Source organism: Afifella sp. YEN Y35 (genome assembly GCF_047553465.1).
In the GTDB taxonomy this organism is placed as follows: Bacteria; Pseudomonadota; Alphaproteobacteria; order Rhizobiales; family Afifellaceae; genus Afifella; species Afifella aestuarii.
Window position 1 is genome coordinate 3,688,060 of record NZ_CP180203.1, and the last position, 26,122, is coordinate 3,714,181.

Sequence of the window (26,122 nt, forward strand, 5' to 3'; positions counted from 1 at the left end):
ACAATCCCCATCTATAAGGGGAAAACCATCTCTCTAGCCGATTCGAAAGCTTATGACGGACACACCCGAGACGCCACGCATTAGCCTCCCGTCAGATTACGGGGCGGGCTCCATCAAGGTCCTCAAGGGCCTCGATGCCGTGCGTAAGCGACCCGGCATGTATATCGGCGACACCGATGACGGCTCGGGCCTGCACCATATGGTCTACGAGGTCGTCGACAACGCCATCGACGAGGCGCTTGCAGGCTGGGCCTCCGAAGTGTCGGTCACGCTCAATTCCGATGGCTCCGTCACGGTGATGGACAATGGTCGCGGCATTCCGACCGATCTGCACCCCGAAGAGGGTGTTTCGGCCGCCGAAGTGATCATGACGCAGCTGCATGCCGGCGGAAAGTTCGACCAGAATTCCTATAAGGTTTCCGGCGGTCTGCACGGTGTGGGCGTCTCCGTCGTCAATGCGCTGTCCTCCTGGCTCAAGCTCAAGATCTGGCGCGACGGCAAAATCAACGAGATGCGTTTCGTGCACGGCGTGGCCGAGCAGCCGCTCGCGGTGATCGGTGAGGCGGGCGATATGACCGGCACCGAAGTCACCTTCATGCCGTCCACCGAAACCTTCACGATGACGGAGTTCGATTACGCGACGCTGGAGCGCCGGCTGCGGGAACTCGCTTTCCTGAATTCGGGCGTCAAGATCCGCCTGACCGATCGCCGCCATGCCGATGTGCGCGAAGAGATCCTGGAATACGAAGGCGGGCTCGAAGCCTTCGTGCGCTATGTCGACCGGGCGAAGAAGCCGCTGATGCCGGCGCCGATCGCCGTCTATCACGAGCGCGACGGGATCACCGTCGAGGCGGCTTTGTGGTGGAACGACAGCTACCACGAGACGGTGCTTCTCTTTACGAACAACATCCCGCAGCGCGACGGCGGCACGCATCTCGCCGGCTTCCGCGGGGCGCTGACGCGACAAGTCTCGGCCTATGCGGAGAGCTCCGGCATCGCCAAACGCGAAAAGGTGTCTCTGACGGGCGACGATTGCCGCGAAGGACTGTCCTGCGTCCTGTCAGTGAAGGTGCCGGATCCGAAATTTTCCTCGCAGACGAAGGACAAGCTCGTTTCCTCGGAAGTGCGCCCGGTCGTGGAATCGGTCGTCAACGAGGCGCTGTCCACCTGGTTCGAGGAGCATCCGGCGGAAGCCAAGATCGTCGTCAGCAAGGTGGTCGAGGCTGCGGCCGCGCGTGAGGCGGCTCGAAAGGCGCGCGATCTCACCCGCCGCAAGGGCGCGCTCGACATTTCCTCGCTGCCCGGCAAGCTCAAGGATTGTTCGGAGCGCGATCCCGCCAAGTCCGAACTCTTCATCGTGGAGGGCGATTCGGCCGGCGGCTCGGCGCAGATGGGCCGGGACCGCGGCTATCAGGCGGTGCTGCCGCTTCGGGGCAAGATCCTCAATGTCGAGCGCGCGCGCTTCGACAAGATGCTGTCCTCCGACCAGATCGGCACCTTGATCACGGCGCTCGGCACCGGCATCGGCAAGGAAGAGTTCAATCCTGAGAAATTGCGCTACCACACCATCGTCATCATGACGGATGCCGATGTCGATGGTGCGCATATCCGCACGCTGCTTCTGACCTTCTTCTACCGGCAGATGCGCGAGCTGATCGATCGCGGGCACATTTTTATCGCCCAGCCGCCGCTCTACAAAGTGACGCGCAACCGCTCCGAGCAGTATCTCAAGGACGAGCGGGCGCTCGAGGATTATCTCATCCGCGGCGGCCTGGAAGAGACGGTCTTGACGCTCGCCCATGGCGAGGAGCGGGCGAGCGAGGATCTGCGCGCCATCATCGACGAGGCGCGCGGCTTGCGCACGGCGCTCGACCGGCTGCATTCGCGCTACAATCGTTCCGTGGTGGAGCAGGCGGCGCTTGCCGGCGCTCTCGATGCGGAGCGCATGGCGGTGCCGGCGGAGGCGTTGCAGATCGCCGCGAAGACGGCCGAACGCCTCGATCGTATGGCCGATGAGACCGAAAAGGGCTGGCAGGGCGAAGTCCGCGATGGTGGCGTGCTCCTGCAGCGCACCTTGCGCGGCGTGACCGAGGTCGTGCGTCTCGATTCGGCGCTGATCGGCTCGGCCGATGCGAAGTCGATCAATCATCATGCCCAGCCGCTGATGTCGGTCTTCGAAGAGCCGGCGCGGCTGCGGCGCAAAGAGGTCGACAGCTCGGTATTCGGACCGATTCAGCTTCTGGAGGGCGTCTTCGCCGTCGGGCGCAAGGGCATCACGCTGCAGCGCTACAAAGGGCTCGGCGAAATGAACCCGGACCAGCTGTGGGAGACGACGCTCGATCCGGAAAGCCGCTCGCTCTTGCAGGTCTCGGTCAAGGACGCCGATGCGGCCGAAATGATCTTCTCGGGCCTGATGGGCGACGATGTCGAGCCGCGGCGCGAGTTCATTCAGACGAATGCGCTGCAGGTGGCGAACCTCGACGTCTGAGGCTCGGCTCAGCGATGGACGCGCCCCGGTGCTTTGCCGGGGCGAGGTGCGTCTGCCGCTCGTTTCAAAGGCCGAAGATTTCGCCGATGCGTCCGAAGAACGTCGTTTCTTCCCGCACCAGCCGGAGGCCGAGATTGGCGGGCGGGATGCCGACCGAACAGGCGCCGGCCGACGGGTTGCGCACGAAGCTCGTCAGATAGGCCCGGTGCTCGCCTTCGGCGATGCGCACGCCGCAGCTTTCATGGCTGCTCGCAACGCCCGTTTCGTCGAGCCGGTGGCGCGTGAAACAGGTCGACGTCCATTCCCAGATATTGCCTGAGACATCCAAGAGGCCGTTCTCGTTCTCGCCGAAGCTGCCGATGGGACGCGGTTCGGCCTCGACCTTGCGGGCGCGCGCGGCCTCTGCGTCATAGCTTGCCAGCCAGCGCTCCGCCGGATTGTCCGTATCGGTCGTGACGCCGAGGCCATCGTCCTGAAAGCGCGAGCCGGCCGCGATCGCCCATTCCTTGTCCGTCGGCAGGCGGTAATGGTCGCCGGTCGTCTCCGACAGATACGCGGCATAGGCCATCGCATCGTCGTAGCTGACGCCGACGAGGGGGAGCGCCGCTTCTCCCGCCTCGTCCAGCGCCCGGCAGGCACCCGCGGCGACGCAAGCGGAATATTCGCCGCGCGTCACCTGCCGTTTCATGATGAAGAAGGCGCGTTCCGGGGTGATCTTCGCAAGCGGGGGATCGACGGGATGGCTGCCGCGAAGAAATTCGCCGGAGGGCCTGTAAGCGACTTCCTGGCTCTCGATGCGCACGAAGACGGGATCGTCCTGGGCCTTGTCCGCGGCGATCGCGGACTCGATGAAAGCGGAAGCGGAAAGGGCGAGGAGGAGCGCGCCTGAGGCCATGGCGTCGCGAAGCGTCTTATGAAGCTGCATCGTCCCCTCCTCGCATCTTGAGGGTAGGGCGGCCCGCCGGGGGGCGTGGCGGGCCGCTCCGCCGGCCTGTCGGTCGGCGGGAAGGTTCGTTGTTAGATCTTCAGGCCTGGATCGGGCCGGGAGCGCTCACCTGGGTCATCAGGTCGTTGTCCCAGTCGCCTTCTACCTTCACATGGCCGGTGGCGCCGAGCTCCGCCGCCTCGATCAGGTTGTGGTTGACGTAGGCGTAGATGCCGGGCTGGCGGAAGGTGTAGACGGCCGCCGCCGCGCTGCCGCCGCGCACGAACCAGGTCTCCTGGTCCTTCTGCGGGGCATTGGCGAATTTGCCGTTTTCCCAGACCCAGTCGCCGTGCCCGCCGATGAGATGCGGGCGGCTGTCGCGGTTGGCGCAGGAATGGATGAAGAGCACCGTCTCGCCGACCTTGGCCGTCATGGCATTCTCGCCGGTCAGCGCACCGACCTTGCCGTTGAAGACGACATGGGTCGGAATGAGGCCGCGCATCACGTCGAGCGTGTCGGAATAGGATTCGCCGGGGCCGTCATAGGTCTTGTAGTTCCCGTCCTCGTCGCGCGGGATGTAGAGGTCGAATTCGCCGATCGTGTAGATGCGGTCGTAGTGCAGGGGCTTGCCGTCGCCGTCCTTGAGACCGTCGCGCGGCAGAACCAGAACCGCACCGCTCATGCCGGAAACGACGTGCCAGGGCACCATGCCGGTCGGCGCGCAATGGTAGATGAAGACGCCGGGGCGGAAGGCCTTGAAGCGCAGCACCGTCTGCTCGCCCGGATTGATGAGGGTGAGGCCGCCGCCGCCGAGAGCGCCCGTGGAGGCGTGGAAGTCGATGTTGTGCGGCATGGTGTTGGTTTCCGGATTGACCAGGATCAGCTCCAGATAGTCGCCCTCATGCACCACCATCGTCGGTCCGGGCATGGAGCCTTCGTAGGTCATCGCTTGGAATTCGGTGCCCTGGTCGTCGACGACGACCTTCTTTTCCTGCACCGTCATCTTGAATTCGACGATCTTGGGCCCGCCCTTGGCGACCTGGTCGTGCGCCATGACATGCGGCGGCGTGACGAGCTTGCCCTTCACGCGCGGCAGATCGCCGACCGTGGTCGCGGGGGTGAGGCCATCGGAGGCCTTCTCGGTGGCACGGGCAGGAGCGCTCGCCAGAAAGGCGGCTGTGGCGGCACTGGCGGCACCCATCAATGCGGAGCGGCGGGTGATCATCGATCTCGTCCTTCTATCTCGATCTCGTTCGATGACAGGAATGAACACCCGATCGCGGAAAGCTTTTTTGCGGAAAAGCAAAGAACCGAACGTTCGCCCATTTGGGGCGGTGCGACATTCTGTCAGTAAAGACGGATAGGACGGCTGCGACATTCTGTCAAAACTGCTGCGGAGGCCGCCGATTTATTGGCCTTGTCGGCGGCGTCAGCGTGCTGCGGTGGCTCGGAAAGACGTGACAAGCAGGCTTCGGGCGCGTCGTCCTGTCCCGTGAGCTCTGCAGCAAAGGCCGCATTTGGGGCCTATGGAAAGCGCCTCCTTGCAGAGGGGCTTTGTGGATGAGCGATGCGGATCGAGAAGAGGCGTGTGAGCCGGCGCCGGTGCCCGGCCTCATGTCCGGCGACCTGGCGGGGTATCGGTGGATGCGCGACAGGGTCGGTCAGTCGGGCGGTTCTGTCTTTCGGCTGCACGGCAAACCGAACGGCCCGGACGCGTTTGTGAAGCACGGCGAAGGCGGCCTTGCCGATGATCTGAGCGATGAAATGGTGAGGTTGCGCTGGCTCGCCGGATACATATCGGTGCCGGCCCTCATCAGCTTCACGCGGACGTCCAGCGAGGCATGGCTTGTGACGACGGCTCTCCGCGGGAAGACGGCCTATCAGGTGTTGGAGGCCGATCCCGCGGTGCGCTTCGCCATTGTCGACGCGCTGGCGGCATTCTTGCGCCGGCTGCATGCGATCCCGGTGTGCGCCTGCCCCTTCACGAGCGATCATGCTTACAGCCTCGCCCGTGCGCGAGAGCGCCTCGATGCGGGCCTGGTCGATGTCGACGATTTCGACGCCGAGCGGAAAGGATGGACGGCCGAACAGGTGTGGGAGGAGATGCATCGCCTGCTGCCGCTTGCGCCGGATGCGGTCGTCACGCATGGCGATTTTTCGCTCGACAATCTCCTGATCTTCGACGGTGAGGTGACGGGGTGCATCGATGTCGGGAAGGCCGGTGTCGCGGATCGATACCAGGACCTTGCCATCATGTGGAACTGTCTTGGTGAGTTCGACCGTTCGCTTCAGGAGCGGTTTCTCCAGCAATATGGCGTCGTCGACGTCGATTGGCGACGGCTGCAATTCCACCTCATGCTGGATGAGTTTTTCTAAGGGCAGGGAGAGGCGGCCAGATGAGTGCGTCGTCCCTTCGCAGAGGAGGCCTCGTGTCCCCAGTTTGTGGTGGCGCAACGAGCGGCGGCGGTCGCCGGCCTAGATTTCAGACGTGTTTGAAACGTGGAGGATGAAGGCATGACCGTTTCTGCCGCCGAGGACCGGCTCGTCGATTTGCGCGAGGTCACGAAACCGATGCGCCGCGTCGCCTTCTTTGCCGCCTTCGATGAGCTTCAGACGGGCGAGGCCCTTCTCATCGTCAACGACCACGATCCGATGGGTCTGTTTCATTATCTGCAGATCGCCATCCCGGGCGACTTCACCTGGGAATATGTCGAGCGGGGCCCGGACGAATGGCGCGTCAGGATCGGCCGGATTTCGAGCTGAGCGATGTCTGCCTTTTCTGCTGCGGCCGCCGCGGATCCCGGTCGGCGGAGCGGCTGGTTTCTTGCTGCACCCTTCCGACCGTTCTTCATCGGCGCCTCGCTTTTTGCCGCCTCGGCCGTACCCGTCTGGCTGTGGCTTTATCTGATCGAGCCCGTCGAGGTTGCCGGCATGCCGGCACTTGCATGGCACGCGCATGAGATGGTGTTCGGCTATCTGCCGGCGGTGATGGCGGGGTATCTTCTGTCGCTTGCTGGTGCGGGGGCGGGAGAGGGGGCACTGCCCGGGCGGTCGCTCGCCCTTCTTTTCTTCCTCTGGATCGCCGGCCGCCTGCTGCCGCTCGTCGTGCCATTCGCCATCGGAACGGCAGTCGACGTTCTCTTTCCTCTCGCCGTTGCGGGCCTGCTCTTAAAGTTGTCGCGCTTTCCGGGCGCAAAACAGTCGAAGCACGGGCTCGTCCTCTTCCCCCTTCTTGCGGCGGCCTCGCTGGCGCATCGCGTCTTCGCTTTGGGTGACGGGGCGGCCGATTATGAGATGGTGGCACTTCTCTCCCGCCTCGGCATTTCCGTCGGGGCTCTCCTCATCGGGGCCGTCGGCGGGCGTCTCGTGCCCGAGCTCACGCGTCTCGCCCTCGGAGATGAAGCGGGTGGGCGCGTGCCGGAGCCCTATCGCCGCTTCGATCTGATCGCGCTCTTGTCTCTCTCAGCCGGTCTTGTCGCCTGGGTGCTCGTGCCGTCACATCCGCTCACATTCGTGCTGGCGGGGATGGCGGCCCTCATCAACCTTGTGCGCCTCCTGCGCTGGCGGGGCTTCCTTCTCGGTGATCTGCCGACGCTTGCCCTTCACGGCGGCTATCTTTGGCTGATCGCCGGTCTTTGCCTCGCCGCCCTTGCCGCGCCGCCTGCCTCTCTCGTGCCCGCCGATGCGGCGCTGCATGCGCTCTCTGCCGGGGCGATCGGCACGATGACGCTTGCCGTCATGGCGCGCCTTGCGGTTTCGGCCGAACCGGGGCGGTTGCTCGGGAAGGCGGTGCGGCTCGCCCTTGTTCTCGTCCATGCGGGTGCCCTTTTGCGGGTCGCGGCGCCGCTCGTCGTCGATTTCTACCGTCCGCTCCTGGTAAGTGGCGGGACGTTCTGGTCGGCCGCCTTTTTTCTCTTTTTCGTCGTTCAGATAACACCGCTCTTTGCGGGACGCGGCCGCATCCGCGGAACCTGAAAAGCCTCTCGCCTCACAGCGATTTGTCCAAGGCGTGCTGCCGGCGACCTGACAAGCGCCGTCTGCCTCCTAGTTTCGGTTGCGAGACTTGACCGTGAGGGAGGTTCATATGCATCTCGACAGGAGATCACTTTTTCTCACCCTGGCCGCCGGGACAGCCGGTGCAGCCGCCTTGACGCGCGGCATCGGCAGAGCTGACGCGCAGAGCGCATCTGAAGGAAAGCAAGAGATGGCCGGAATGTCGGCGGCGCCGGACGAGCAGCTTCCGAGCGCCTATCGCTATCAGCTCGGCGATTTTCTCGTCACGCAGCTTTCCGACGGTATGGCGGAGCGCCCGCTTCAGGACGGTTTCGTCGTCAATGCCGAGCTTGAGGACGTGAAGGCGGCGTTGCGCGAGGCGTTTCTGCCGGAGGACAAGCTCTTCATTCCGTTCACGCCGCTCACATTGCGCAAGGACGAGGATCTCATCCTCTTCGATACCGGCTTCGGCGAGAAAGGCCCGCCCACGGCCGGCCAGCTGAAGCGCGGCATGGCGGCGGCGGGCATGGCGCCGGAAGACGTCACCAAGGTGGTGATCAGCCATTTCCATGGCGATCACATCATGGGGCTCACCACCAAGGACGGCGCGCCGGTCTATCCGAACGCCGAAGTCTTCGTGCCGGAGCCGGAATATGCCTATTGGATGAGCGACGACAACAAGGCCAACGCGCCGGAAGGGCGGCGCGGGAATTTCGATCTCGCGCAGCAGATTTTCGGCACGCTCGATGATCGCCTGACGCAGTTTTCCTGGGACGAGGAGTTTTTGCCCGGCATCACCGCGATCGACGCGCATGGCCATACGCCGGGACACACGGTCTTCGCGATCGCATCGGGCGACGAGAAGATGATGTTCCTGTCCGATACGACCAACCATCCGGCGCTTTTCGTCACGCATCCGGAATGGTCGGCGGTGTTCGATCAGGATGCCGATGCGGCACGCGAGACGCGCCACCGCATTCTCGACATGGTGGCCGAGGAGCGCATGCGCATCGCTTCCTATCACTTCCCGTTCCCGGCGACCGGCCATATCGGCAAGGATGGCGACGGCTATCGCTACGTGCCGGCGCAGTGGATGCCGGTCTTGAAGGGCGTCAGCTGACGCGGCCCTTGAGCGGCGCAGATAGGCCCAGCGCGCTTGCACCAAAATCTCCCGCCTTGCGCGGGAGAGTTCTCCTGAGCCGGCGGATGGCCGCTAAAACCCGAGAAAGCCCGCCATTTCGTTGATCAAAACGCGCTGGAAAGCCTGGGCGCGCGGCGAGGGCTGCTGGCCCGCGATGCGCTCCTCCAGCGGATCCGGCGCATGGATCTGCGAGCGCGACAGCGTCTCGATGACCTGATGCCCGCAGAAGGGCACATGCAGCTCCGAATAGCCGCCTTCATGGACGACGACGAGGCGACTGCCGCAGAGTTCGAGCGCCCTTTCCATCAGAATCCGTGTCATCTGGCGGAAGGTCGAGGCCGAGGTCAGCATGCGCCCGAGCGGATCGACGCCGGAGGAATCAAAGCCGCAGGCGACGATGATCGCGTCCGGCCGAAACCGCGTGAGGGCCGGGCTCACGATCTTCTCGAAGGCGTAGAGATAGGCGTCGTGGCCGCCGCCCGGCAGGAGCGGGACGTTGATGTTATAGCCTTCGCCAGCGCCTTCGCCGCGGGCCTCGATCCGCCCCGAGCCGGGTGGGTAATTGTTTTCCTGGTGGAGCGAAATCGTCAGGACGTCGCTGCGGCCGTAGAAGATCGCCTCGGTGCCGTTGCCGTGATGCACGTCCCAATCGACGACGGCGATGCGCTCCGCCCGCCGCTCGGCGAAAGCCGTCTCGATGGCGATGGCGATATTGGCGAGGAGACAGAAGCCCATCGGCCGATCCGGCAGGCAATGATGTCCCGGCGGGCGCGACAGCGCATAGGCGTTGACCATTTCCTCGCCGAGGACGGCGCGAAGCGCTTCCGTCGCAAGGCCTGCCGAGAGAGCGGCGATCTCGTAACCGCCCGGTCCGAACGGGGTGCGTTGACCGAGCTCGCCGCCGCCCGCGTCGGAGAGTTTTTTGAATTCGCGGAGATAATGTTCGGGATGGACGCGGCGCAGCATCTCGTCCGTCGCCGGTGCGGCGGAGCGCAGGTCGAGCTCGGCGATGAGGCCGGTGCGCTCCAACAGGTTCTTGAGCCGCCGTTTGCTCTCCGGGCTTTCCGGTAGCCCGTTCATGGGCTGAACCAGCCCGCCGGCCGGCACCATGAAGGCGTAATTGCCGCCACCGTGCCAGAAACAGGCCTCGTCGCTGAAGAAGCCGGTATGTCTCAGTCCATCGCTCATCTGATATGGCTAGACTGCCCGTTCTTGTCTCACAAGCAAAGAGAAGGCGAGCCGGGCATTTCGCCGGGGCTTACCTTGTCACCATTCGCCGCGTCTTTCTTTCTTCAGCGCGCCGCGGGCCTTCTTCGTCTGCAAGCGCCGCTCTTTGGAGGCGCGGGTGGGTCGCGTCGGGCGGCGCTTCTTGGGTGCGGTCAGAGCCTGGCGGATGAGCATGACGAGGCGCTTTTCGGCATCCTCGCGGTTCTGCTCCTGGCTGCGGAAGCGTTCGGCGCGGATGACGAGGACGCCGTCCTTGTTCAGGCGGCGGCCGGCAAGGCCAGTGACGCGCTGCTTCACGTCCGGCGGGAGGCTTTCCGAAGCGGCGAGCGCAAAGCGCAGCTCCACCGCGCTCGCCACCTTGTTGACGTTCTGCCCGCCGGGGCCGGACGCCTGGACGAAGCGCTCTTCGATTTCGTCTTCGGCAAGCGCGATGTTGGTGGAGATGCGGATCATGCTCAAAGATCGCGGCCGATTTCGTTTTTCTCTGTCATCAGACTGCTTTCGTGAATGCCCGAAGAGGGGCGGCTCCTTCAAGGACGTTCATGGCCGATTGTCTCGCAGAGCGTCGATCAGAGCCCGCAATGCCGGCGGGGTCTGTCGGCGGCTCGAATGGTAGAGCCGGCATCCCGGGAAGACGGGACAGTAATCGGCGAGAACCTGGACGAGGCGGCCGGCAGCAACATCCTCTGCGACTTCATGCTCGAGGATGTAGCCAAGCCCCGCGCCAGCGCGGACGGCCGCCGCCACGAGAGGTCCGTCGTTGGTGATCAGCTGGCCGGTCGGACGAACATTGATGTCGCGTTCGCCGACCGCGAACTCCCACGGGAGAAGTCCGCCACTCGTTCGCAGGCGATAGTTGATGCAAACGTGCCGGCGAAGATCGTCCGGGGTTTCGGGCTTCGGGTGGCGGTTGAAATAATCCGGTGTGCCGACGACGACCGTGCGCAGGTCCGGACCGACCTTCACGGCGATCATGTCCTTTGCGACGGTCTCGCCGAAGCGAATCCCGGCATCGAAGCCGGCCTCGACGATATCGGTCAGCCCGTCATTGACGTCGATCTCGACGTTGACGTCCGGGTTCGCGAGCAGGAAGGCCGGAAGCTTCGGCTGGAGGATCGTTTCGGCCGCATAGGAGAAGGTGGTCAACCGCACCGTGCCGGATGGTGTCTCCCGCCAGGCGGCAAGGCTCGCCAGTCCACCCTCGATTTCGGCAAGAGCCGGCGTCAGAGAGCGGAGCAGCCGCTCGCCCGCCTCTGTCGGCGACACGCTGCGCGTGGTGCGCGCGAGAAGGCGCACGCCCAGACGCTCTTCAAGCCCGCGCATGGCGTGACTGAGAGCCGACGCCGACATGCCGAGCCGGGCGGCTGCGCGCGTGAAGCTGCGCTCGCGCGCAATCGCCTCGAACGCGAGCAGATCGTTGAGTTCAGTCCGCTGCATTCATGCACGATGCTCACAAGCCCATGCGAGCCGCAACCGCTAATCACGACGGACGGCGCAATCTATCTACCGGATCGAACCCAATTCGCATGGAGGCGATCGATGACCCTGACCCATTACCGCACACTTGGCCGCTCGGGACTTCTCGTCAGCCCATTGGCGCTTGGCACGATGACGTTCGGCGCCGAGAGATGGGGGTCGGGGCGGGACCAATCGCGCGCCGTGTTTGACGCCTATGTCGAGGCCGGAGGCAATTTCATCGACACCGCCGATATCTACTCAGGCGGACGCAGCGAGGAGATGGTCGGTGCCTTCGTGCGCGAGAAGGGGATCCGTGACCGCGTCGTGATTGCGACCAAGGCCGGGTTCGCCCGCAGTCAGGATGGCAACCCGCACAGCGGTGGCAACGGCGCAAAAGCCATGCGCGCCGGCCTTGAAGGGTCGCTCCGCCGTCTCGGCACCGACTATATCGACATGTACTGGGTGCACGTGTGGGATCGCGTTACGCCTGCGGAAGAGGTTCTCCAGACTCTGACCGATGCCGTCAGAGCCGGCAAGATCCTGCATTACGGCTTCTCCAATGCGCCCGGCTGGTATGTCGCCAAGATTGCGACGCTGGCTCAGGCCCACGGTCTGCCGGTTCCGATCGGGCTTCAATACCAGTACTCTCTCCTCGATCGCGGCATCGAGCTCGACATTCTGCCTGCCGGTCGCGAGTTCGATCTGGGCATGGTGCCTTGGAGCCCGCTCGGGGGCGGCCTGCTGACGGGCAAGTACGGCCGCGAGATGTTGAGCGAGGCCAGCCGGTCTGCGAGCCTTCCCGACAAGAGCGTGTCGGGTGAGAATGAGGCGCGCGAGGGCAGCGAGCGACTGAAGGGCGACAACCCGTTCGGCGGCATGCTGTTCACGGAACGCAACTTCGATATCGTGGAGACGCTCCGGGCTGTCGCCGGCGAGATCGGTCGCTCGATGGCCGAAGTCGCCCTGGCCTGGGTTGCGACGCGTCCGGGGGTCTCGTCCGTGCTGATCGGTGCGAGCCGCGCCGAGCAGATCGCCCAGAACATCGGCTCGCTTGATGTCACGTTGACGGAGGATCAGGAGCGGCGCCTCGACCAGGTGAGCGCGCTGCCTTCGCTCAATCCCTACTTCATCTTCCAGCTTCCGCCCGCGATGCGCTTCGGCGTCACGTCCGCGCGTGGGTGGCGGTAGACGCCGGCCAACTTCGCACGTGGGAGCCAACGCTAGCTTGCTCCAGCAGGTTCCGACCCGCCGGGGAGGGGGCTGGCAATGCGTTCTTCGACTTCGTTTTCCGCAAGTGCGGTGTTGGCCCGGGACCCGGCGTTCAGGCGTGGTCTTCCAGGAAGGCGTCGAAGGCTCTGAGGGCCGCACCTCCATAGACCACCGAGGGGCCGCCGCCCATATGGATGGCAGTGCCGATCGCCTCGGCCACCTCCGCGCGCGTGGCGCCGCAATCGGCCACGGCTTTGGCATGGTAGGCGATGCAGCCATCGCAGCGCACCGAGACGGCGATTGCGAGCGAAATGAGCTCTTTGACCTTCGGCGACAGGGCGGCCTCCTCGGAGGCGGCTTCGCCGAGCGCGCCGAAGGCCTGCATCAGGTCAGGGATGGCGCCTTGCAAAAGCTCGATGCCGTCGGTGACCTCCTGCAGGGTTTCCGGGAAGTTCTCGCTCATGGGCCTGCTCCTCTGTGCTGGGGCCGTGGCGCGGGGCCTTGGCAAGACCATGCTATCGCGGCTTTCGAGGGCAGGGCGTGACACGTATTGACGCGCTTGCGTCTCTCCCGAGACGGGACTGCCTCACGCGGCAGACAGAAGGCACAGCCGGCAGCGATAGCCCTCGCGTTCGTGATAGGGCGCTTCGATGAGCTCGTTGATGCGCAGATGTCCGTTCGCCTCGAAGCGGCTGAGCGCATCGGGATAGGCCTGCGCCTCCCAGACATTTTCGTGCACGGTGATGACGAGAGGCGCGTCCTTCTTCACCACGCGGGCAAGATCGGCGATCGCATCGGGGCCGACATGGCCGGAGGTGAACACGCCGACGCTGATCGCCGCGTCATAGCTGTCGTCGGCAATGTTCAAAGGCTCCGTCAGATCCGCCACGTCGAGATTGCGGTAGACGTTCTTCTCCGCCGCCACATCCAGCATGCCCGGCGACAGATCGATGCCATCGACGGCGCCGAGCCCATGGCGGGAGAGTTCTTCGCCGACGAGGCCCGTGCCGCAGCCGGCATCGAGCACGCGCGCCGTGTCGTCGACGAGGTCGGCAAGGGCCGCGGCCGCAAGCTTCGGCGCGACGTAGCCCATGCCGCGCAACGTGTCGGTGTCGTAGTCCCTGGCCCATGCGGCATAGACATTGCGCGTTTCGTCGCGGTCTCCGGCGAGCGCATAGACGCGTTTCAGGATCGGATTGTCGCTCATGGCTTTGTGCCTCCCTGCTTCGCTTGAGCAAGAACTAGGCAGACGTGCGCGCGATGGCAAATCGGGGGCCGGAGAGTGCGCACGCGGCTGCCTGCGATCGGGACGCGTCTTTGCGGGCGCTGGATGGTTCGACGGCGGTGGTTCGACGGCGGTGGCTGCCTTCCGCGGCGAGGCGGCGGTGGGTCGGGGGTGGTCCAGCTCGGGCAACCTCTTAGGCGGCGAGGCTCGCTGACGGGGCAATGCCGCTTTCAAGGGGCGGGCAGACGATCCTCACGCCTTTGACGAGGCCCGGCCTGAGGGGCGGATAGGTGCGTCTCACGCTCCCGGTTTTCACAAACGCGCCGCAGGCGTCGACACGCCGTTGCAGGCCCGCCTTTGATCGGTTACATGGGCGTGAGCTGCACCCGTAGCTCAGCTGGATAGAGCGCTGCCCTCCGAAGGCAGAGGTCACAGGTTCGAATCCTGTCGGGTGCGCCAATTTTCCTTAAATTGCAAGCGCTGGCGAGGGCGCCTTTCCGACGGCGGGGTCTCAGGTCCGCCAGGCGGCAAATCGGCATGCTTCGTTCCAAATCGCCCACCACACCCGGAGATTTGTCGTGCGCGTGGTCACCGTCAGCATAGCGCGTCCCGAACAGGCGTCGGAGACGGCGGTGGCTGCCTTCCGCGGCGAGGCGCAGGGCGAGGTCCTGACCTTCGCCGCCAAAGATCTGATGCAACAGATCCTGCCGCCGCACCGGTGGCCGATCGTCCAGGCCATGGCCGGCGCCGGACCGGTGACCGCCGAGCATCTGGCGGCGATCCTTCGGCGCGAGGCCGCCCAGCTGCGCAACGATCTTGCCGTCCTCGCGACGGCCGGTGTGGTGAGCGCGGAGGGTGACCGGTTTGTCTTCCCGTACGACGCGGTGACCGTGGACCTCCGTGCCACCCACGACCTGGGGAGCGTCCCTTTCCCCGTCTTCCTCACGCCGGATCCAGACGGCGGCTTTGTCGCCCGGGCGCGCGACGTGGCCGGCGCGATCACCCAGGGTGAGACCGTCGACGAGACGCTGAGCGAGATGGCCGATGCGCTTGCGGTCGCGCTGGAAGGGCATATCCTCGACGGGCACACCCTTCCAACGCCTTCCGCGGCCGAGCCCGATGAGTATCAGGTGCGCCCTGCCTTCAGCGACGATCCGCCGGCCAGCGAACACTCGTCCCTTGGCAGCTGAGCCAGAACCCGCGAGTGTTGCTGGCGGATTCGGTCGGAACCCTTACGACGGCGATACGAGGTGGCCATGGAGAGATACACCTGCGTCTGGGATGCAATCTGCGATACGCCAGAAGAGGCGCGGGAGATGCGCTCGCGATCCCGCCTTCTGATGCACCTCGACCAGCTGCTCAATCGCCTCTCCGACGCCAGTGCGCGGCAGCTTCTGGGGGTCTCGACCGATCGTCTGGACGCGCTTCGTCGTGGCAAGATCGACCTGTTCTCGCTGGAAGAGCTGATGGGCCTGGCGAGGCGGATCGGCATCTCGGTCATCGAGATCGACGGCGAGCCTGCCACGATCCAGCATCACCCCGAAATCGGCATGCACCGCGGCGAATTCATCGCGCTCGCCGGAGGTGCCGACTTCTACGCTGCCGATCGCGCCGACCTCGAGCGGGAGGGGCGGTTGTCGCTCAAGACGTATCGGGAAGCCCGCGTCGAGGAAGGGCCTGGCGGCCGCCCGTAACCGCTGCAGCGCGACCGGGTCTCATCGGGTTTTGCCCGGTCTCACGGGGGCAAGTCTCAGAACGAACTCCGTCACCCGCATGCAATCTGCGCCGGTGCGAAGCGGCCGGCGATCTCGGTCACGCGGGCGCCGTAAAGCCGGGCCGTCTCCAAATCGCCTTTCGACATCTCCTCCGGCGGCGCGTCCGCGTCCGACTGCGCCATCGGCGCGATGTACGCGCCCATGCGGTTCGGATCGTCGCGCTGCGAGGCTCTCACGTTCGCCGGCTTGACGGCGAGGCTGACCCACAGGCCACCGTGCTGACCCGCAAGCAGAAGGAAATATTGCAGCGTGTTGAGCTTGTCGCCGTTGAGGCTTGCGCTGTTGGTAAAGCCGCCGAAGAGCTTGTCCTTCCATCTCCCTTCGAACCATGGTTTCGAGGAAGCGTCCGCGAATTTTTTGAACTGCCAGCTCGGGCCGCCCATGTAGGTCGGCGACCCGAAGATGATGGCGTCGGCCGCCGCCAGTGTTTCCCATCCGTCTTCCGGGATGTTGCCGTCGGCATCAATCGCGATCAGCGATGCCGAGGCACCTTCCGCGACAGCCTCCGCCAGGCGCTTCGTGTGGCCGTATCCCGAATGGTAGACGACGGCGATTTTGGCATCGGATGGCTTCATGTCTGTCTCCTTGGCGGTGCTTGCCATCTGACATATTGTGCATCCTCAAAACGATAAACTGCGTCGAGACGAACACATTGTTCTTCCAGTGCAATACAATCTGAATGCGCTGACATGCCGAGCCTTGATTCCATCCGCATTTTCATCCGCGTCGCCGAAATGGGGAGCTTCACACGCGCGGCCGACAGCCTCGGCATCCAGAAGGGACGCGCCTCCACAGCGGTTCGGAAGCTTGAAGAGGCGCTTGGCGTCAGGCTTCTCCACCGGACGACGCGTAGCGTTCAACTGACTGAGGATGGACGCGCCTTCCATGCGCGAGCGCGAGACGTCCTTGCTGATGTCGACGACCTGCGAACGATGTTTGCAGAGGATCGCGTGGCCCTGCGAGGGCGTCTGCGGGTCGACCTTCCTACCGAGATCGCGCGCACGACGGTTATGCCGGCATTGCCGGCATTCATCGCCACCCATCCCGAACTGGAGCTCGAAATCTCGAGCACGGACCGACAGGTGAATCTGGTCCAAGAAGGGTTCGATTGCGTCCTGCGGATCGGGCCGATCGGGGATGAAACGCTGATTGCCCGGTCATTGGGTCAGTTGCGCATGGTGAACGCGGCAAGCCCCGCATATCTGGAGCGCCATGGCGTACCGCGCACGCTGGAGGATTTGCGGCTTCAAGAACACCGGATGGTCCACTACAGCAGGACGCTCGGCGGAAAACCCTATGGATGGGAGTATCCGATAATCGGCACGGACGACTACGCGACGCTCGCGCTGCCTGGCGGAGTGCACGTCAACAGCGTTCAGACCTACGAGGCTGCCGGTCTTGCCGGGCTCGGGCTGATCCAGGCGGCGCTCTATGGGATACGGCAGCACCTCGAAAGCGGAGCACTGGTGGAAATCCTGCCCGATTTCCGTCCCGAGCCGCTCAAAGTGTCGCTGGTCGTGGCCCATCGCCATAACCTTTCGCGCCGCGTCCGAGCGTTCATGGGATGGATCGAAGAGGTGCTCACGCCGTACCTGGTATGAGCCTCCGGGGGCGAACGGCCGAGCCACTTGGTGGCGTGGCGGAAGCTCCGCTCCTCTGCACCATCACGAAGGCTAACGGCAGGCACATGCCATTGTGGCGGCGTCTGCCCGCCAACGGAGCGGTTTTCTGGTCACGATATCTGCTGCTGGCGCATGGCTTCGTGCTCAAATTTGCTGCCGATGCGCTCGCCATCATCGGGCGCCGCTCGCCATCATGGTGGCCCGCCCACATGGTCTGCCGGCACATGTCGTGCAGACGCTCCTTTGCGGTTTCTCCATGTCCAACGGGCAATTTCGGGAAACCCATGGAGGACCAGATTATGGGAAAGCCGGCCAGCAGCGATTGACGCAAGCGCTGCCGCGGGTTCGTCGCAAGAGGCAGGGATCGGCGTGGTCTGGCCCGAGCATCTGGTCAAGCGCAGGGCATTCGCAGAATTCGCCGGCCGAGATCGAAACGGCGGAGAGGCGGCGGAGAGGTGGCTCAGGCACGACCTTTCCGGCTCGCATCAGCCCGGCACAGCTATGTGGCGGCCGAAAGGTTCATCCGCTGCGACAAGGCTTCGGCGCTTTCCTTTCGCTCGGAGTAGCGATCCGTCAGGTATGGCGAGGCGTCGCGTGTCAGCAGCGTGAACTTGACCAGTTCCTCCATCACATCGACGACGCGGGCATAGAAGGGTGACGGTTTCATCCGGCCGGCTTCGTCGAACTCCTGCCAGGCTTTGGCGACCGATGACTGGTTCGGGATCGTGATCATCCGCATCCAGCGGCCAAGAACGCGCATCTGGTTGAGGGCATTGAAGCTCTGTGAGCCGCCCGAGACCTGCATCACCGCAAGAGTGCGCCCCTGAGTCGGACGGATCGAGCCGACGGAGAGGGGAACCCAGTCGATCTGCGCCTTCAGGACGGCGCTCATCGCGCCATGCCGCTCGGGACTGGTCCAGACCTGCCCCTCGGACCAAAGCGAGAGTTCGCGCAATTCCTGCACCTTGGGATGGTCGACGTCATCGCCATCGGGCAGGGGCAGGCCGTGCGGATCGAAGATACGTGTTTCCGCGCCAAAATGCTTCAGCAGGCGTTCGGCCTCGAAGGTCAGAAAACGGCTGTAGGAGCGTTCGCGCAGCGAGCCGTAAAGCAGCAGGATCCGCGGTGGATGGGTTGCAGGTTTTGCCGTGTGCAGCCGGTCAAGGCTGGGAAAATCCACGCAGCTCTCATCGAGATTGGGAAGCTCATTCGGCATCGATGGTGTGCCTCGGTTTGTTTGAATGTTCTGTCGCCGCGCTCATGCCAGGCTGTCGGCGAGGATCGGAGGCGGCAAGCGGGAGGTGGTCGAAGACGCGATCAGCACGTGCATCACGCATGCGGTGTCGCCTTTGTGGGGCTGCTGCATGTGGACAGCGCGGCGATTGCGGGATCGCACACCTCCGGATTTCCCTGGCAGCAATCGCGCATGAGGAATTCGACAAGGCCGGAAAGCGTCGTCAGCGCGGCGCTGTAGATAATCGAGCGGCCCTTGCGCCGGGATGTGACGAGGCCCGCCTGTTCGAGGTGGTTGAGATGGAAGGATATGCGAGACGACGACGCCCCGCCGATCGCTTCGCCGACCGCCCCGGCGGCCATGCCTGTAGGGCCTGCCGCAACCAGCAGCCGGACGATGCGAAGCCGCGTTTCCTGCGACAGCGCCGCAAAGGCGGTCAGCGCTTCTTCCTCGTGCATCATCATCTCAATAACTCAAGAATCGTTGAGATGATAGATAGGGCGCTGTTGCACAGAACGCCAGCACAAATCTCGTGCGTCTATCGGTGGAGGCCAGGCCGGCCGGTCTGACGCCACGAAGGAGCGGTGGGGGGGAGGATCGCGTGGACGCTGTCCTCGTCTTCCGCCGGCGTGGCGCGCCATGACCGCTTCGTGCCGCTCCCCGGCCGGCCGCTGATCCGGCATCAGAAAGACGTCTGATCGTGCCTATCTGAGTGAGGCGGCGCGATGATGCTGTCCGTGACGAGACGGCCTCGCCAGGGTGTTTCAGAGGCTGCTAGTCGAGGTGTGCCACGACATGTTTTTCCATGACGACTTTGTTGAGTGTCACCCCGAAGCCCGGGCCTTCCGGCACCGGAAGCACGCCATTGCGGGCGCAGGTCTCGAAGGGTTCGTTCGCGACCTCGACGTAGCCGGGAATGGTCGACCAGTAGGGGAAATGCTCCTGGATGTAGAAATTCCGGATGCATGCGCTGAGATGCGCGCCGACGCTCGCCCCGAGCGAGCTTGCGCAGACATGCGGCTGGACCTTCAGACCGTAGGCCTCGCCGAGGGCGGCGACCTTGAAGGCTTCGGCGAAGCCGCCGACATTGCCGATATCGGGCTGCAGGATGCCGACGGAACGCGTCTCGAGCAGGTCGCGGAAGCCGTTGATCAGGTGGTGCCGCTCGCCGGTGGCGATCGGGATTTGGATATGCGGGGCGATCTGGCGCATCGCGCCGAGATCGCCCGGATCGATGATCTCTTCCACGAAGGAGATGTCGTATTCCTCGATCCCCTTGCAGAACAGGATCGTATCCGAGTGGGAAAGCCCGCCCGCCAGATCGAGCATCAGCAAGACATCGGGCCCGATGGCCGCGCGCATGTCCCGCACGAAGGCGATGGCGTCCTTGACCACGGTGCGGTCGTCCGCGAAGCGATTGTCGGGGTGGCGCAGAGTGCCGTTCGGCCGGATGCGGGCGAGCGGATACATCTTCAGGCCGCGATGCCCATCGCGAACGGCCGCTTCGGCCTTCGAGATGACTTCGGCACGGGATTTCGCCCCGAAATACCAGCCGTTGGCGTAGTAATCGAGATTGTCCCGCAGGCGGCCGCCGAACAGATCATAGACCGGCAGGTCGAGCGAGCGCGCCTTGATATCCCAGAGAGCGGTTTCGATTGCACTGAGCGCGGAGGCGGCGATCCCGCCGGGATTGCGCAACCAGAATGCCTGGTCGATCATCTCGGCCACGATCGCGTTGATGCGCCTTGCATCGCGCGACACGACGAACCGCTCGCAGAGGTCGCGGATCATCCCTGCCGCTCCGCTGCCTCCGCAACCGAAGGAGGGCGCCGCTTCGCCCAATCCCGTGATCCCGGCGTCGGTCTGAAGCTCGACGATGACCGGCGTCAGCCCTTGGCCTTTGACATGGTAGACGGTTGCAGAGGTAATTTTCACGAGGGTTCCTGCTGTTCGACTGTGGCGGCAGAGCCGACTTTCGGGCGATCTTCGGCAAGGCTAAGAACCCTGTCAAACGCGTGAAAAATGAAAACAAGGCGCTGCCGGCGAAGGTGACGGTGCGCGACGATCAGATGGACAAACCGACAATGGACGAATTCCTGGCTTCTGCGCGGCAGTTGCTCGACCAGTACCAGCGCCAGCCGCATCAGACCCCGGAGACGATCACGACGCTGCCCGGCTACCACGAGATGCTGGAGGCGGCGGTGGAATGCGGGCTCAGCGGACCCGACGTCGAGCTCGACAGCGAGTTCTCCTGCCGATCGCCGGAATGGATTGCCGGCGCCTCCGCGGAGGAGCGCCGCAAGTGGCTGCATTCCGTGGCGCGGGCGGAGCGGTGGAACAGCGAATATCCGATGGCCGTTCTGGAGGCCCTCGAGGGCGGCCAGCTCGCGGCTCTGGTGCGGGGCATGGCCGTGGACGCTCCGGCGAAGTAGCTCGGTCCCGCAGCGTGCACGCGATCGTGGCTGGAGCGCTTCGCTTCCTCGCATTGCATCATTTCGACACGAAGATCCTTTCGCCAGTCGCGACCTCCGCCGGGGTCTCGCTGCGGGCTGTGGGGCGGGGCGGTCTGCTCCCTCTGCCGTTCCAACAGGTCTGTGGGGCGTGAAAAACACCCGGCGGGCCTGGACGCGCCGGTTTCGCGCCGGTACGTCGCCTCGGGCGACAAAGGAGAAGCAGAATCATGACGTTGCACCGACTGGCATCAATGTCCGCTCTCATCGTGGCAAGCGCACTGATCGGTGCCTGCAGCCGCGAGCCGGTCGTTGAGGACAATGCCCAGCCTTTCAGCGTCGTCGGCGTGCAGCTCGGCATGGCGAAAGATGCCGCCATAGAAGCGATCGGCTTCTCTTTCTGCGACAACGAAGCGCCGGATCGGGCCAAGTGCTTCTTCGAGGACAGCGAGCGCGACCTCCGTTTCTTCGGCCGCCATATCGATCTGGCCACGGCGGAGCTCCGCGATCCTTATACGACGATCACGCGTATCTCTTTCAGCTATGACGGGGACAGGCCAAATCCTTATGCGATCGAGGACGATTGGGGGCTCGACGGGCGTTGCCTCAACGAGTGGGACCTCGATCGCATCGTGGACAAGTCGGGCTCGTCGGACCTCGCGGCCGTCGCCCGCCAGCTGCGCGAATGGGGCGCGGCGCCGACGACGGGCGACTTCGTCTGTGTCTCGACCGAGGGTGAGTTTGTCGAAATCTCGGATTTCGGTGTGGATCAGGGGAATGTGGAGATGCGCTCGCGCTCCAATTTGATGATGTGTCTCGATCAGGCGCTCGACGGGTTCTCCGTTGAGCGCGCGCAGCAGCTCCTCGATATTCCGGTGGAGCGCGTCCATGCGCTGCGTCGCGGCAAGCTCCAACAGTTCTCGTTTTTTGAGCTGACGAACCTGGCGAAGCGGCCCGGTATTTTTCTTCTCCGGATCGACGGCGAAGCGGCGGCCATCCAGCATCAGCCCGAAACCGGCCTGTATCGTGGCGTGTTCGTCGCGCTCGCCGGCCGCCCCGAGTTTTACGCGCCCGATTTCTATGCGATCGAGCGCGGCGACCTCGGTCACGCAGGCCGGTTGTCGCTCAAAGGCGATCCAGGGGCCTCAGCCGGGAAGGAGCTGAGCGGTCCCTGCTCCCCTGCCTCTCGGGCCCCCGCAACCTCCGGCAACAGCTTCACCAAGGATGTGCGGCGGACGCTCTGTTTCGCGCGCTCGGGGGGGCACGCTCGGCGGTCGCGTGCGTCCGATTTTGCCTGCTCTCTGCGGCGCGAACTCCGGATTTCGGCGCCGGCCCTTGTCAGTTCAATTTGTACGACATGACTGCACTTAGATTTAAAATAAAAATGTAGTATTATATAGTATTTGCATTTTTTCCTAGAAATAAGGTTATTTTCTATGTTTTATTCTTATAAACTACAGATCATCGCCATGTAAATTCATATAGCTGGCTAAAATTTGCGGTTTAACCAAAAATGTTCTACCTGTAGCTGCATATCGGGCGATAATGCGGCCATTAATCCTCTCGCAATATTTGTTGTCTAGCGGTGAGGGCGACGTGCGGCAATTTGCTCGCCTCCCACCAAACAAGGAAGACGAAAACCATGCCAACTTATAACGGCGATGCTGGAAACAACACGCTCGAAGGATCGGAGTTTGCCGACACAATCTTCGGGGATGCGGGCGCCGATTCCATCTCCGCCCTCGGTGGCGGCGATGACATCCGGGTGGTTGCCGATGCTGATTCCATTACCGGTGCCGGCGACACGATCGATGGTGGCGAAGGGACGGACACTGCGCGGCTTGATGCGACCGGCATCGCCGCAGCCGTGGATTTCACGTGGGTCGATGGGGGCACCAGCCTCATGACATCGGGTGGCGACACGCTGGCGAGCCTCGACAATGTCGAACGCTTCGACATCTCAACGTCTGGCGATTTCGATGATTCGATCGCCACTGGTGCCTTGGCGACACGATCTCGACCGGCGAAGGCGCCGATTCGATCGATGCCGGAGATGGCAATGATCGTATCAGTGTCGTGGCCGATACCGCCAACAGCGACAGCATCGATGGTGGAAGCGGCAATGATACCCTGACCCTTGACGCGGGCGCCAACAACACCGGGGTGGCGTTCGAGCTGGACACCGTACAGGGTAATATGACCGACATGACCGCCGGGGGCCCAGAGACTCTGGCGAGCGTCAAAAACGTTGAAGTTTTCAATATCAGCACAGGCGATGGCAACGACACGATCGCGACCGGCGACGGAAACGATACAATTTCGACGGGTGCTGGAGCCGACTCGATCTTCGGCGGTGCGGGAAGTGACACGATTGTAAGTGGCGAGGGCGCCGATACGGTCGATGGCGGCACGGGCTACGACACGATCAGGGTTCTGGCGGGCGACGGCGACAGCATCGACGGCGGGGCTGACATCGACCTGCTTTATCTGGACGCCAGCAACCAGACCGGCCCGGTCATCTTCACCGGCGACAGTTCTGACGGCGGCGTGATGACCGATGCGAGTGACCCGGCTGATACGTTGGCTACAGCCGTCAACATTGAACAGTTTTATGTGACGGGTACGGCAGCGGCCGATACGCTGAGCGGCAATGTCGACAATGACACGCTGTTCGGCGGCGATGGTGCGGACAGCATCCTCGGCGGTGGCGGGAATGATTCCCTCAACGCCGGCAACGGCAGCGATAACGTCGACGGCGGTGACGGCAACGACAGCATCTATGTCGTGGCTGACAACGGAGAGACCGATACGGTCGACGGCGGCGCGGGCACCGATACCCTCTACATTGATGCGAGCAGCAATAACGGGCCGGTGACCTTTACGGGTGACGATTCTCTGCACGGCGTCATGACAGATGCCGGCGGTACACTGACAACGGCTGACAGCATCGAATCCTTCAGGATCGTCGGCTCCGACGCCGCGGATACGATCAACTCCGGCGGCGGTGATGACACGCTGGTCGGCGGCTTGGGCGGGGACTCTATTCTCGGTGGCGGTGGCGCCGATTCGATCCTCGGCGATGACGGCGACGATTCGCTCTTCGGTGGTGCGGGCGTTGACCGGATCTTGACCGGAACGGGAACCGATACCGTCGATGGCGGCGCTGACAATGATTACATCACCGTGCTTGCCGGGGGTGGCGACAGCATCAATGGTGGTGAAGGCGACGACACCGCTTACATCAGCGCGGAAGGCGGAACCGGCCTCGCCATGAGCGTCAGCGAAACCAACGTGGCCACTGTAACCGACGGTACGACGACGCTCGCGACGTTCGAGAACGTCGAAGCGTTCGATGTCACCGGCAGCTCTATCGCTGATACGATTACGGGCGGCGCCGGCAACGACACGGTCGACGGCAACGGCGGCAACGACACGCTCGATGGCGCCGCCGGCAACGATTACCTCTACGGTGACACCGGCGATGATTCTGTCATCGGCGGGGCCGGGAACGACTACCTCAGCGGGAATGACGGTAACGATACGGCCGAAGGTGGTGACGGGAACGACACGCTCAGTGGCGGCGACGGTGCCGACAGCCTGAGCGGCGATGCCGGCAACGATCAGATCTACGGCGGCAATGACGACGACTTTATCCTCGGCGGGGTCGGGGCGGACTATCTCACCGGCGATGTCGGAAACGACACGATCTCCGGTGGCGATGACAACGACACCATCTATGGCGGCGACGGGGCCGACAGTCTCGATGGCGGTGCCGGGAATGACACGATTGATGCAGGCGCTGGAACCGATACCGTCACGGCAGGAGCCGGCGACGACTTCATGACCGTGACCGCAGGTGGCGGCGATACCATCGATGGTGGGGATGGAGCCGACACGGTCTCCCTGACCGCCGATTCCTCGGTCACCGGGGCGCTGACCTTCAGTGTCGATAACGGGAATGTCGCCACGTTCAACCAGGGCGCCACGACGCTCGCGACGGCGGATAATGCCGAGAGCTTCATCGTTTCTGGTGGGACGGACAGTGACACGTTGAGCGGCGGAAGTGCGGCCGATACGACGACGACACGATCTCCGGCGGTGCCGGGGCCGACACCCTCATTGGTGGCGCCGGCGTGGACGTGATTTCTGGTGGCGACGGCGCCGATTCCATCCAGGGTGGAGCGGGTGCCGATACGCTGACCGGCGGTGCCGGCAACGACACGTTCTCAGGCCTTGCCTCCAATCTCGACGGTGACACCATCACCGACTTCGGTCTGGGGGATGTCATCTCGGTGCAGCTCGGCGGTAGCGACACCATCGAATCGTTGGATTACAGCAATGGTCTGCTCACCTTCGACGTCGACAATGGCATCACCACGAGCTCGATCACCATCGATGTGACGGACGGCCTGAACGCCAGCTATTTCTCCGTCAGCGGCGGGACGATCTCTTACGCTGTTCCGGGTGGCGGCCCTTCGGGCCCGACGACGCCGGTCGGCACGGACGAAGACGACAGCCTTCCCGGCACGGATAATTCGGAATCGATCGCAGGCGGTCTCGGGGCCGATACGATCGAAGGCGGCGGCGGTGCCGACACGATCTATGCCGGCGACGGCAACGATCTGTCCTTCGGCGGCGACGGCGACGATCTGATGTTCGGCGGCAACGGCAACGACACGGCGGCCGGCGGCGAAGGCAACGACCAGATGTATGGCGGTGCCGGCGACGACCAGCAGGCCGGCGGTGCCGGTGACGACTTCATCGGGGGCGGGTCCGGCAACGACCTCGGCTTCGGCGGAGCTGGCCAGGACGTGCTCTTCGGTGCCGACGGGGCCGATACGACCTATGGCGGCGACGATGACGACACGAGCTATGGCGGTGACGAGGACGACGTCGTCCTCTCCGGCAACGGCAACGACGTCTCGGGTGGCGGTCTCGGTGACGATCAGCTGGGCGCCGGCGCTGGCGACGACACCATCTATGGCGGTGCCGGCAACGATACGATCTTCGCCTCCGACGGCGCCGACGTCGCCTATGGCGGCGCAGGTGACGACGTCATCTATCTCGGCGCCAATGACGGGGCGCAGGACATCTACGTCTCCGTTGCCGACAACGGCTCGGACATGGTCTACGGCTTCGAGGACGGCACCGATCTCATCAACCTGACGGGATCGGGCTTCGGAAGCTTCGCCGATGTTCAAGGGTCGATCGGCAGCGATGCCGATGGAAATGCCACGATCGATCTCGGTGACGGCGACATCCTGACCCTCGTCGGGGTCGACGCCGCCGATCTCGATCAGTCCGATTTCCAGTTCTGATCGGCTGATACCGACATCAACGCTTAAAGAGCGGCCCGGGGATGAGATCCATCCCCG

General features: G+C 64.0%; 24 protein-coding genes, 1 tRNA gene and 1 pseudogene. 15 read left to right on the forward strand and 11 right to left on the reverse strand.

Annotated elements, in window-relative coordinates:
* The first annotated feature begins 52 nt into the window (after positions 1 to 52).
* On the forward strand, positions 53 to 2,488 hold the full coding sequence (gene gyrB / locus ACK8CP_RS17480; protein ID WP_234629211.1) for a DNA topoisomerase (ATP-hydrolyzing) subunit B: 2,436 nt from the start codon (positions 53 to 55) through the stop codon (positions 2,486 to 2,488).
* A 64-nt stretch (positions 2,489 to 2,552) separates the two neighbouring features.
* Here the strand turns inward: gyrB and ACK8CP_RS17485 are convergent, their stop codons facing one another.
* Positions 2,553 to 3,413 carry an SUMF1/EgtB/PvdO family nonheme iron enzyme gene (locus ACK8CP_RS17485; RefSeq protein WP_414832664.1) on the reverse strand — a complete coding sequence of 287 codons (861 nt, stop codon included), beginning with the start codon at positions 3,411 to 3,413 and terminating at the stop codon, positions 2,553 to 2,555.
* 100 nt (positions 3,414 to 3,513) lie between these two features.
* Positions 3,514 to 4,638, reverse strand: coding sequence for a copper-containing nitrite reductase (gene nirK / locus ACK8CP_RS17490; RefSeq protein WP_414832665.1), 1,125 nt, complete (start codon positions 4,636 to 4,638; stop codon positions 3,514 to 3,516).
* Positions 4,639 to 4,973: 335 nt separating this feature from the next.
* Between nirK and ACK8CP_RS17495 the strand changes: the two genes are divergently transcribed.
* The 4 genes from ACK8CP_RS17495 (at position 4,974) to ACK8CP_RS17510 (ending at position 8,526) form a co-directional block, all read left to right on the forward strand.
* A complete protein-coding gene (locus ACK8CP_RS17495; RefSeq protein WP_414832666.1) occupies positions 4,974 to 5,789 on the forward strand; it encodes an APH(3')-I family aminoglycoside O-phosphotransferase in 816 nt (271 codons plus the stop codon).
* A gap of 138 nt (positions 5,790 to 5,927) precedes the next feature.
* Positions 5,928 to 6,176 carry a DUF2249 domain-containing protein gene (locus ACK8CP_RS17500; RefSeq protein WP_128290810.1) on the forward strand — a complete coding sequence of 83 codons (249 nt, stop codon included), beginning with the start codon at positions 5,928 to 5,930 and terminating at the stop codon, positions 6,174 to 6,176.
* Between the two features lie 3 nt (positions 6,177 to 6,179).
* Entirely contained in the window at positions 6,180 to 7,388 is a 1,209-nt protein-coding gene (locus ACK8CP_RS17505) for an NnrS family protein (RefSeq protein WP_414832667.1), read from the forward strand.
* Positions 7,389 to 7,617: 229 nt separating this feature from the next.
* A complete protein-coding gene (locus tag ACK8CP_RS17510; protein WP_414832668.1) occupies positions 7,618 to 8,526 on the forward strand; it encodes an MBL fold metallo-hydrolase in 909 nt (302 codons plus the stop codon).
* Between the two features lie 93 nt (positions 8,527 to 8,619).
* Here the strand turns inward: ACK8CP_RS17510 and ACK8CP_RS17515 are convergent, their stop codons facing one another.
* The 3 genes from ACK8CP_RS17515 to ACK8CP_RS17525 all read right to left on the reverse strand — a co-directional run bounded on the left by ACK8CP_RS17515 (position 8,620) and on the right by ACK8CP_RS17525 (position 11,211).
* Complete coding sequence (locus tag ACK8CP_RS17515; RefSeq protein ID WP_414832669.1) at positions 8,620 to 9,735, reverse strand: class II histone deacetylase; 1,116 nt, start codon at positions 9,733 to 9,735, stop codon at positions 8,620 to 8,622.
* 78 nt (positions 9,736 to 9,813) lie between these two features.
* Positions 9,814 to 10,227: an alternative ribosome rescue aminoacyl-tRNA hydrolase ArfB gene (gene arfB / locus ACK8CP_RS17520; RefSeq protein ID WP_234629204.1), complete on the reverse strand. Its 414-nt coding sequence runs from the start codon at positions 10,225 to 10,227 to the stop codon at positions 9,814 to 9,816.
* Between the two features lie 87 nt (positions 10,228 to 10,314).
* Positions 10,315 to 11,211 (reverse strand): LysR family transcriptional regulator, encoded by an 897-nt coding sequence (locus ACK8CP_RS17525; protein WP_234629203.1) that lies wholly within the window; start codon positions 11,209 to 11,211, stop codon positions 10,315 to 10,317.
* A 102-nt stretch (positions 11,212 to 11,313) separates the two neighbouring features.
* Between ACK8CP_RS17525 and ACK8CP_RS17530 the strand changes: the two genes are divergently transcribed.
* The gene (locus ACK8CP_RS17530) at positions 11,314 to 12,420 is read left to right on the forward strand and encodes an aldo/keto reductase (RefSeq protein ID WP_414832670.1); all 1,107 of its coding nucleotides are present in this window, start codon (positions 11,314 to 11,316) and stop codon (positions 12,418 to 12,420) included.
* A 133-nt stretch (positions 12,421 to 12,553) separates the two neighbouring features.
* Here ACK8CP_RS17530 and ACK8CP_RS17535 read toward each other — a convergent pair whose 3' ends face one another.
* Both ACK8CP_RS17535 and ACK8CP_RS17540 read right to left on the reverse strand, forming a co-directional pair.
* Positions 12,554 to 12,904 (reverse strand): carboxymuconolactone decarboxylase family protein, encoded by a 351-nt coding sequence (locus ACK8CP_RS17535; RefSeq protein ID WP_234629201.1) that lies wholly within the window; start codon positions 12,902 to 12,904, stop codon positions 12,554 to 12,556.
* Between the two features lie 123 nt (positions 12,905 to 13,027).
* Positions 13,028 to 13,648 (reverse strand): class I SAM-dependent DNA methyltransferase, encoded by a 621-nt coding sequence (locus ACK8CP_RS17540; protein WP_414832671.1) that lies wholly within the window; start codon positions 13,646 to 13,648, stop codon positions 13,028 to 13,030.
* Positions 13,649 to 14,048: 400 nt separating this feature from the next.
* On the opposite strand from ACK8CP_RS17540, the gene ACK8CP_RS17545 reads away from it, so the two are divergent.
* The 3 genes from ACK8CP_RS17545 (at position 14,049) to ACK8CP_RS17555 (ending at position 15,360) form a co-directional block, all read left to right on the forward strand.
* A tRNA-Arg gene (locus ACK8CP_RS17545) sits at positions 14,049 to 14,125 on the forward strand.
* Between the two features lie 119 nt (positions 14,126 to 14,244).
* Entirely contained in the window at positions 14,245 to 14,856 is a 612-nt protein-coding gene (locus ACK8CP_RS17550) for a type II toxin-antitoxin system HicB family antitoxin (protein WP_414832672.1), read from the forward strand.
* Positions 14,857 to 14,922: 66 nt separating this feature from the next.
* The gene (locus ACK8CP_RS17555) at positions 14,923 to 15,360 is read left to right on the forward strand and encodes a helix-turn-helix domain-containing protein (RefSeq protein ID WP_414832673.1); all 438 of its coding nucleotides are present in this window, start codon (positions 14,923 to 14,925) and stop codon (positions 15,358 to 15,360) included.
* A gap of 71 nt (positions 15,361 to 15,431) precedes the next feature.
* Here the strand turns inward: ACK8CP_RS17555 and ACK8CP_RS17560 are convergent, their stop codons facing one another.
* Positions 15,432 to 16,016, reverse strand: a complete 585-nt coding sequence (locus tag ACK8CP_RS17560; RefSeq protein ID WP_234629197.1) for a flavodoxin family protein — start codon at positions 16,014 to 16,016, stop codon at positions 15,432 to 15,434.
* 114 nt (positions 16,017 to 16,130) lie between these two features.
* Here ACK8CP_RS17560 and ACK8CP_RS17565 point away from each other — a divergent pair, with 114 nt between their 5' ends.
* Positions 16,131 to 17,042 (forward strand): LysR family transcriptional regulator, encoded by a 912-nt coding sequence (locus tag ACK8CP_RS17565; protein WP_414832674.1) that lies wholly within the window; start codon positions 16,131 to 16,133, stop codon positions 17,040 to 17,042.
* 520 nt (positions 17,043 to 17,562) lie between these two features.
* On the opposite strand, the gene arsH is transcribed toward ACK8CP_RS17565, so the two are convergent.
* The 3 genes from arsH to ACK8CP_RS17580 all read right to left on the reverse strand — a co-directional run bounded on the left by arsH (position 17,563) and on the right by ACK8CP_RS17580 (position 20,232).
* Entirely contained in the window at positions 17,563 to 18,279 is a 717-nt protein-coding gene (gene arsH, locus ACK8CP_RS17570) for an arsenical resistance protein ArsH (RefSeq protein WP_414832675.1), read from the reverse strand.
* Between the two features lie 113 nt (positions 18,280 to 18,392).
* Positions 18,393 to 18,755: an ArsR/SmtB family transcription factor gene (locus ACK8CP_RS17575; RefSeq protein ID WP_414834294.1), complete on the reverse strand. Its 363-nt coding sequence runs from the start codon at positions 18,753 to 18,755 to the stop codon at positions 18,393 to 18,395.
* Between the two features lie 316 nt (positions 18,756 to 19,071).
* Positions 19,072 to 20,232, reverse strand: a complete 1,161-nt coding sequence (locus ACK8CP_RS17580; RefSeq protein WP_414832676.1) for a mandelate racemase/muconate lactonizing enzyme family protein — start codon at positions 20,230 to 20,232, stop codon at positions 19,072 to 19,074.
* Positions 20,233 to 20,312: 80 nt separating this feature from the next.
* On the opposite strand from ACK8CP_RS17580, the gene ACK8CP_RS17585 reads away from it, so the two are divergent.
* The 5 genes and pseudogenes from ACK8CP_RS17585 to ACK8CP_RS17605 all read left to right on the forward strand — a co-directional run bounded on the left by ACK8CP_RS17585 (position 20,313) and on the right by ACK8CP_RS17605 (position 26,065).
* Positions 20,313 to 20,729 (forward strand): hypothetical protein, encoded by a 417-nt coding sequence (locus ACK8CP_RS17585; protein ID WP_414832677.1) that lies wholly within the window; start codon positions 20,313 to 20,315, stop codon positions 20,727 to 20,729.
* A gap of 272 nt (positions 20,730 to 21,001) precedes the next feature.
* Complete coding sequence (locus ACK8CP_RS17590; RefSeq protein WP_414832678.1) at positions 21,002 to 22,108, forward strand: hypothetical protein; 1,107 nt, start codon at positions 21,002 to 21,004, stop codon at positions 22,106 to 22,108.
* A gap of 281 nt (positions 22,109 to 22,389) precedes the next feature.
* A pseudogene (locus ACK8CP_RS17595) lies at positions 22,390 to 22,461 on the forward strand (hypothetical protein); the annotation flags it as partial.
* 362 nt (positions 22,462 to 22,823) lie between these two features.
* Positions 22,824 to 24,890: a calcium-binding protein gene (locus tag ACK8CP_RS17600; protein ID WP_414832679.1), complete on the forward strand. Its 2,067-nt coding sequence runs from the start codon at positions 22,824 to 22,826 to the stop codon at positions 24,888 to 24,890.
* Positions 24,866 to 26,065: a calcium-binding protein gene (locus ACK8CP_RS17605; protein ID WP_414834295.1), complete on the forward strand. Its 1,200-nt coding sequence runs from the start codon at positions 24,866 to 24,868 to the stop codon at positions 26,063 to 26,065. The genes ACK8CP_RS17600 and ACK8CP_RS17605 overlap by 25 nt, the downstream gene beginning before the upstream one ends.
* Positions 26,066 to 26,122 lie beyond the last annotated feature (57 nt).

Bases quoted from the DNA above. Each gene is read 5' to 3' on its own strand.
- gyrB (WP_234629211.1), top strand. From the start codon at position 53: ATGACGGACACACCCGAGACGCCACGCATTAGCCTCCCGTCAGATTAC.
- ACK8CP_RS17485 (WP_414832664.1), bottom strand. From the start codon at position 3,413: ATGCAGCTTCATAAGACGCTTCGCGACGCCATGGCCTCAGGCGCGCTC.
- nirK (WP_414832665.1), bottom strand. From the start codon at position 4,638: ATGATCACCCGCCGCTCCGCATTGATGGGTGCCGCCAGTGCCGCCACA.
- ACK8CP_RS17495 (WP_414832666.1), top strand. From the start codon at position 4,974: ATGAGCGATGCGGATCGAGAAGAGGCGTGTGAGCCGGCGCCGGTGCCC.
- ACK8CP_RS17500 (WP_128290810.1), top strand. From the start codon at position 5,928: ATGACCGTTTCTGCCGCCGAGGACCGGCTCGTCGATTTGCGCGAGGTC.
- ACK8CP_RS17505 (WP_414832667.1), top strand. From the start codon at position 6,180: ATGTCTGCCTTTTCTGCTGCGGCCGCCGCGGATCCCGGTCGGCGGAGC.
- ACK8CP_RS17510 (WP_414832668.1), top strand. From the start codon at position 7,618: ATGGCCGGAATGTCGGCGGCGCCGGACGAGCAGCTTCCGAGCGCCTAT.
- ACK8CP_RS17515 (WP_414832669.1), bottom strand. From the start codon at position 9,735: ATGAGCGATGGACTGAGACATACCGGCTTCTTCAGCGACGAGGCCTGT.
- arfB (WP_234629204.1), bottom strand. From the start codon at position 10,227: ATGATCCGCATCTCCACCAACATCGCGCTTGCCGAAGACGAAATCGAA.
- ACK8CP_RS17525 (WP_234629203.1), bottom strand. From the start codon at position 11,211: ATGCAGCGGACTGAACTCAACGATCTGCTCGCGTTCGAGGCGATTGCG.
- ACK8CP_RS17530 (WP_414832670.1), top strand. From the start codon at position 11,314: ATGACCCTGACCCATTACCGCACACTTGGCCGCTCGGGACTTCTCGTC.
- ACK8CP_RS17535 (WP_234629201.1), bottom strand. From the start codon at position 12,904: ATGAGCGAGAACTTCCCGGAAACCCTGCAGGAGGTCACCGACGGCATC.
- ACK8CP_RS17540 (WP_414832671.1), bottom strand. From the start codon at position 13,648: ATGAGCGACAATCCGATCCTGAAACGCGTCTATGCGCTCGCCGGAGAC.
- ACK8CP_RS17555 (WP_414832673.1), top strand. From the start codon at position 14,923: ATGGAGAGATACACCTGCGTCTGGGATGCAATCTGCGATACGCCAGAA.
- ACK8CP_RS17560 (WP_234629197.1), bottom strand. From the start codon at position 16,016: ATGAAGCCATCCGATGCCAAAATCGCCGTCGTCTACCATTCGGGATAC.
- ACK8CP_RS17565 (WP_414832674.1), top strand. From the start codon at position 16,131: ATGCCGAGCCTTGATTCCATCCGCATTTTCATCCGCGTCGCCGAAATG.
- arsH (WP_414832675.1), bottom strand. From the start codon at position 18,279: ATGCCGAATGAGCTTCCCAATCTCGATGAGAGCTGCGTGGATTTTCCC.
- ACK8CP_RS17575 (WP_414834294.1), bottom strand. From the start codon at position 18,755: ATGCACGAGGAAGAAGCGCTGACCGCCTTTGCGGCGCTGTCGCAGGAA.
- ACK8CP_RS17590 (WP_414832678.1), top strand. From the start codon at position 21,002: ATGTCCGCTCTCATCGTGGCAAGCGCACTGATCGGTGCCTGCAGCCGC.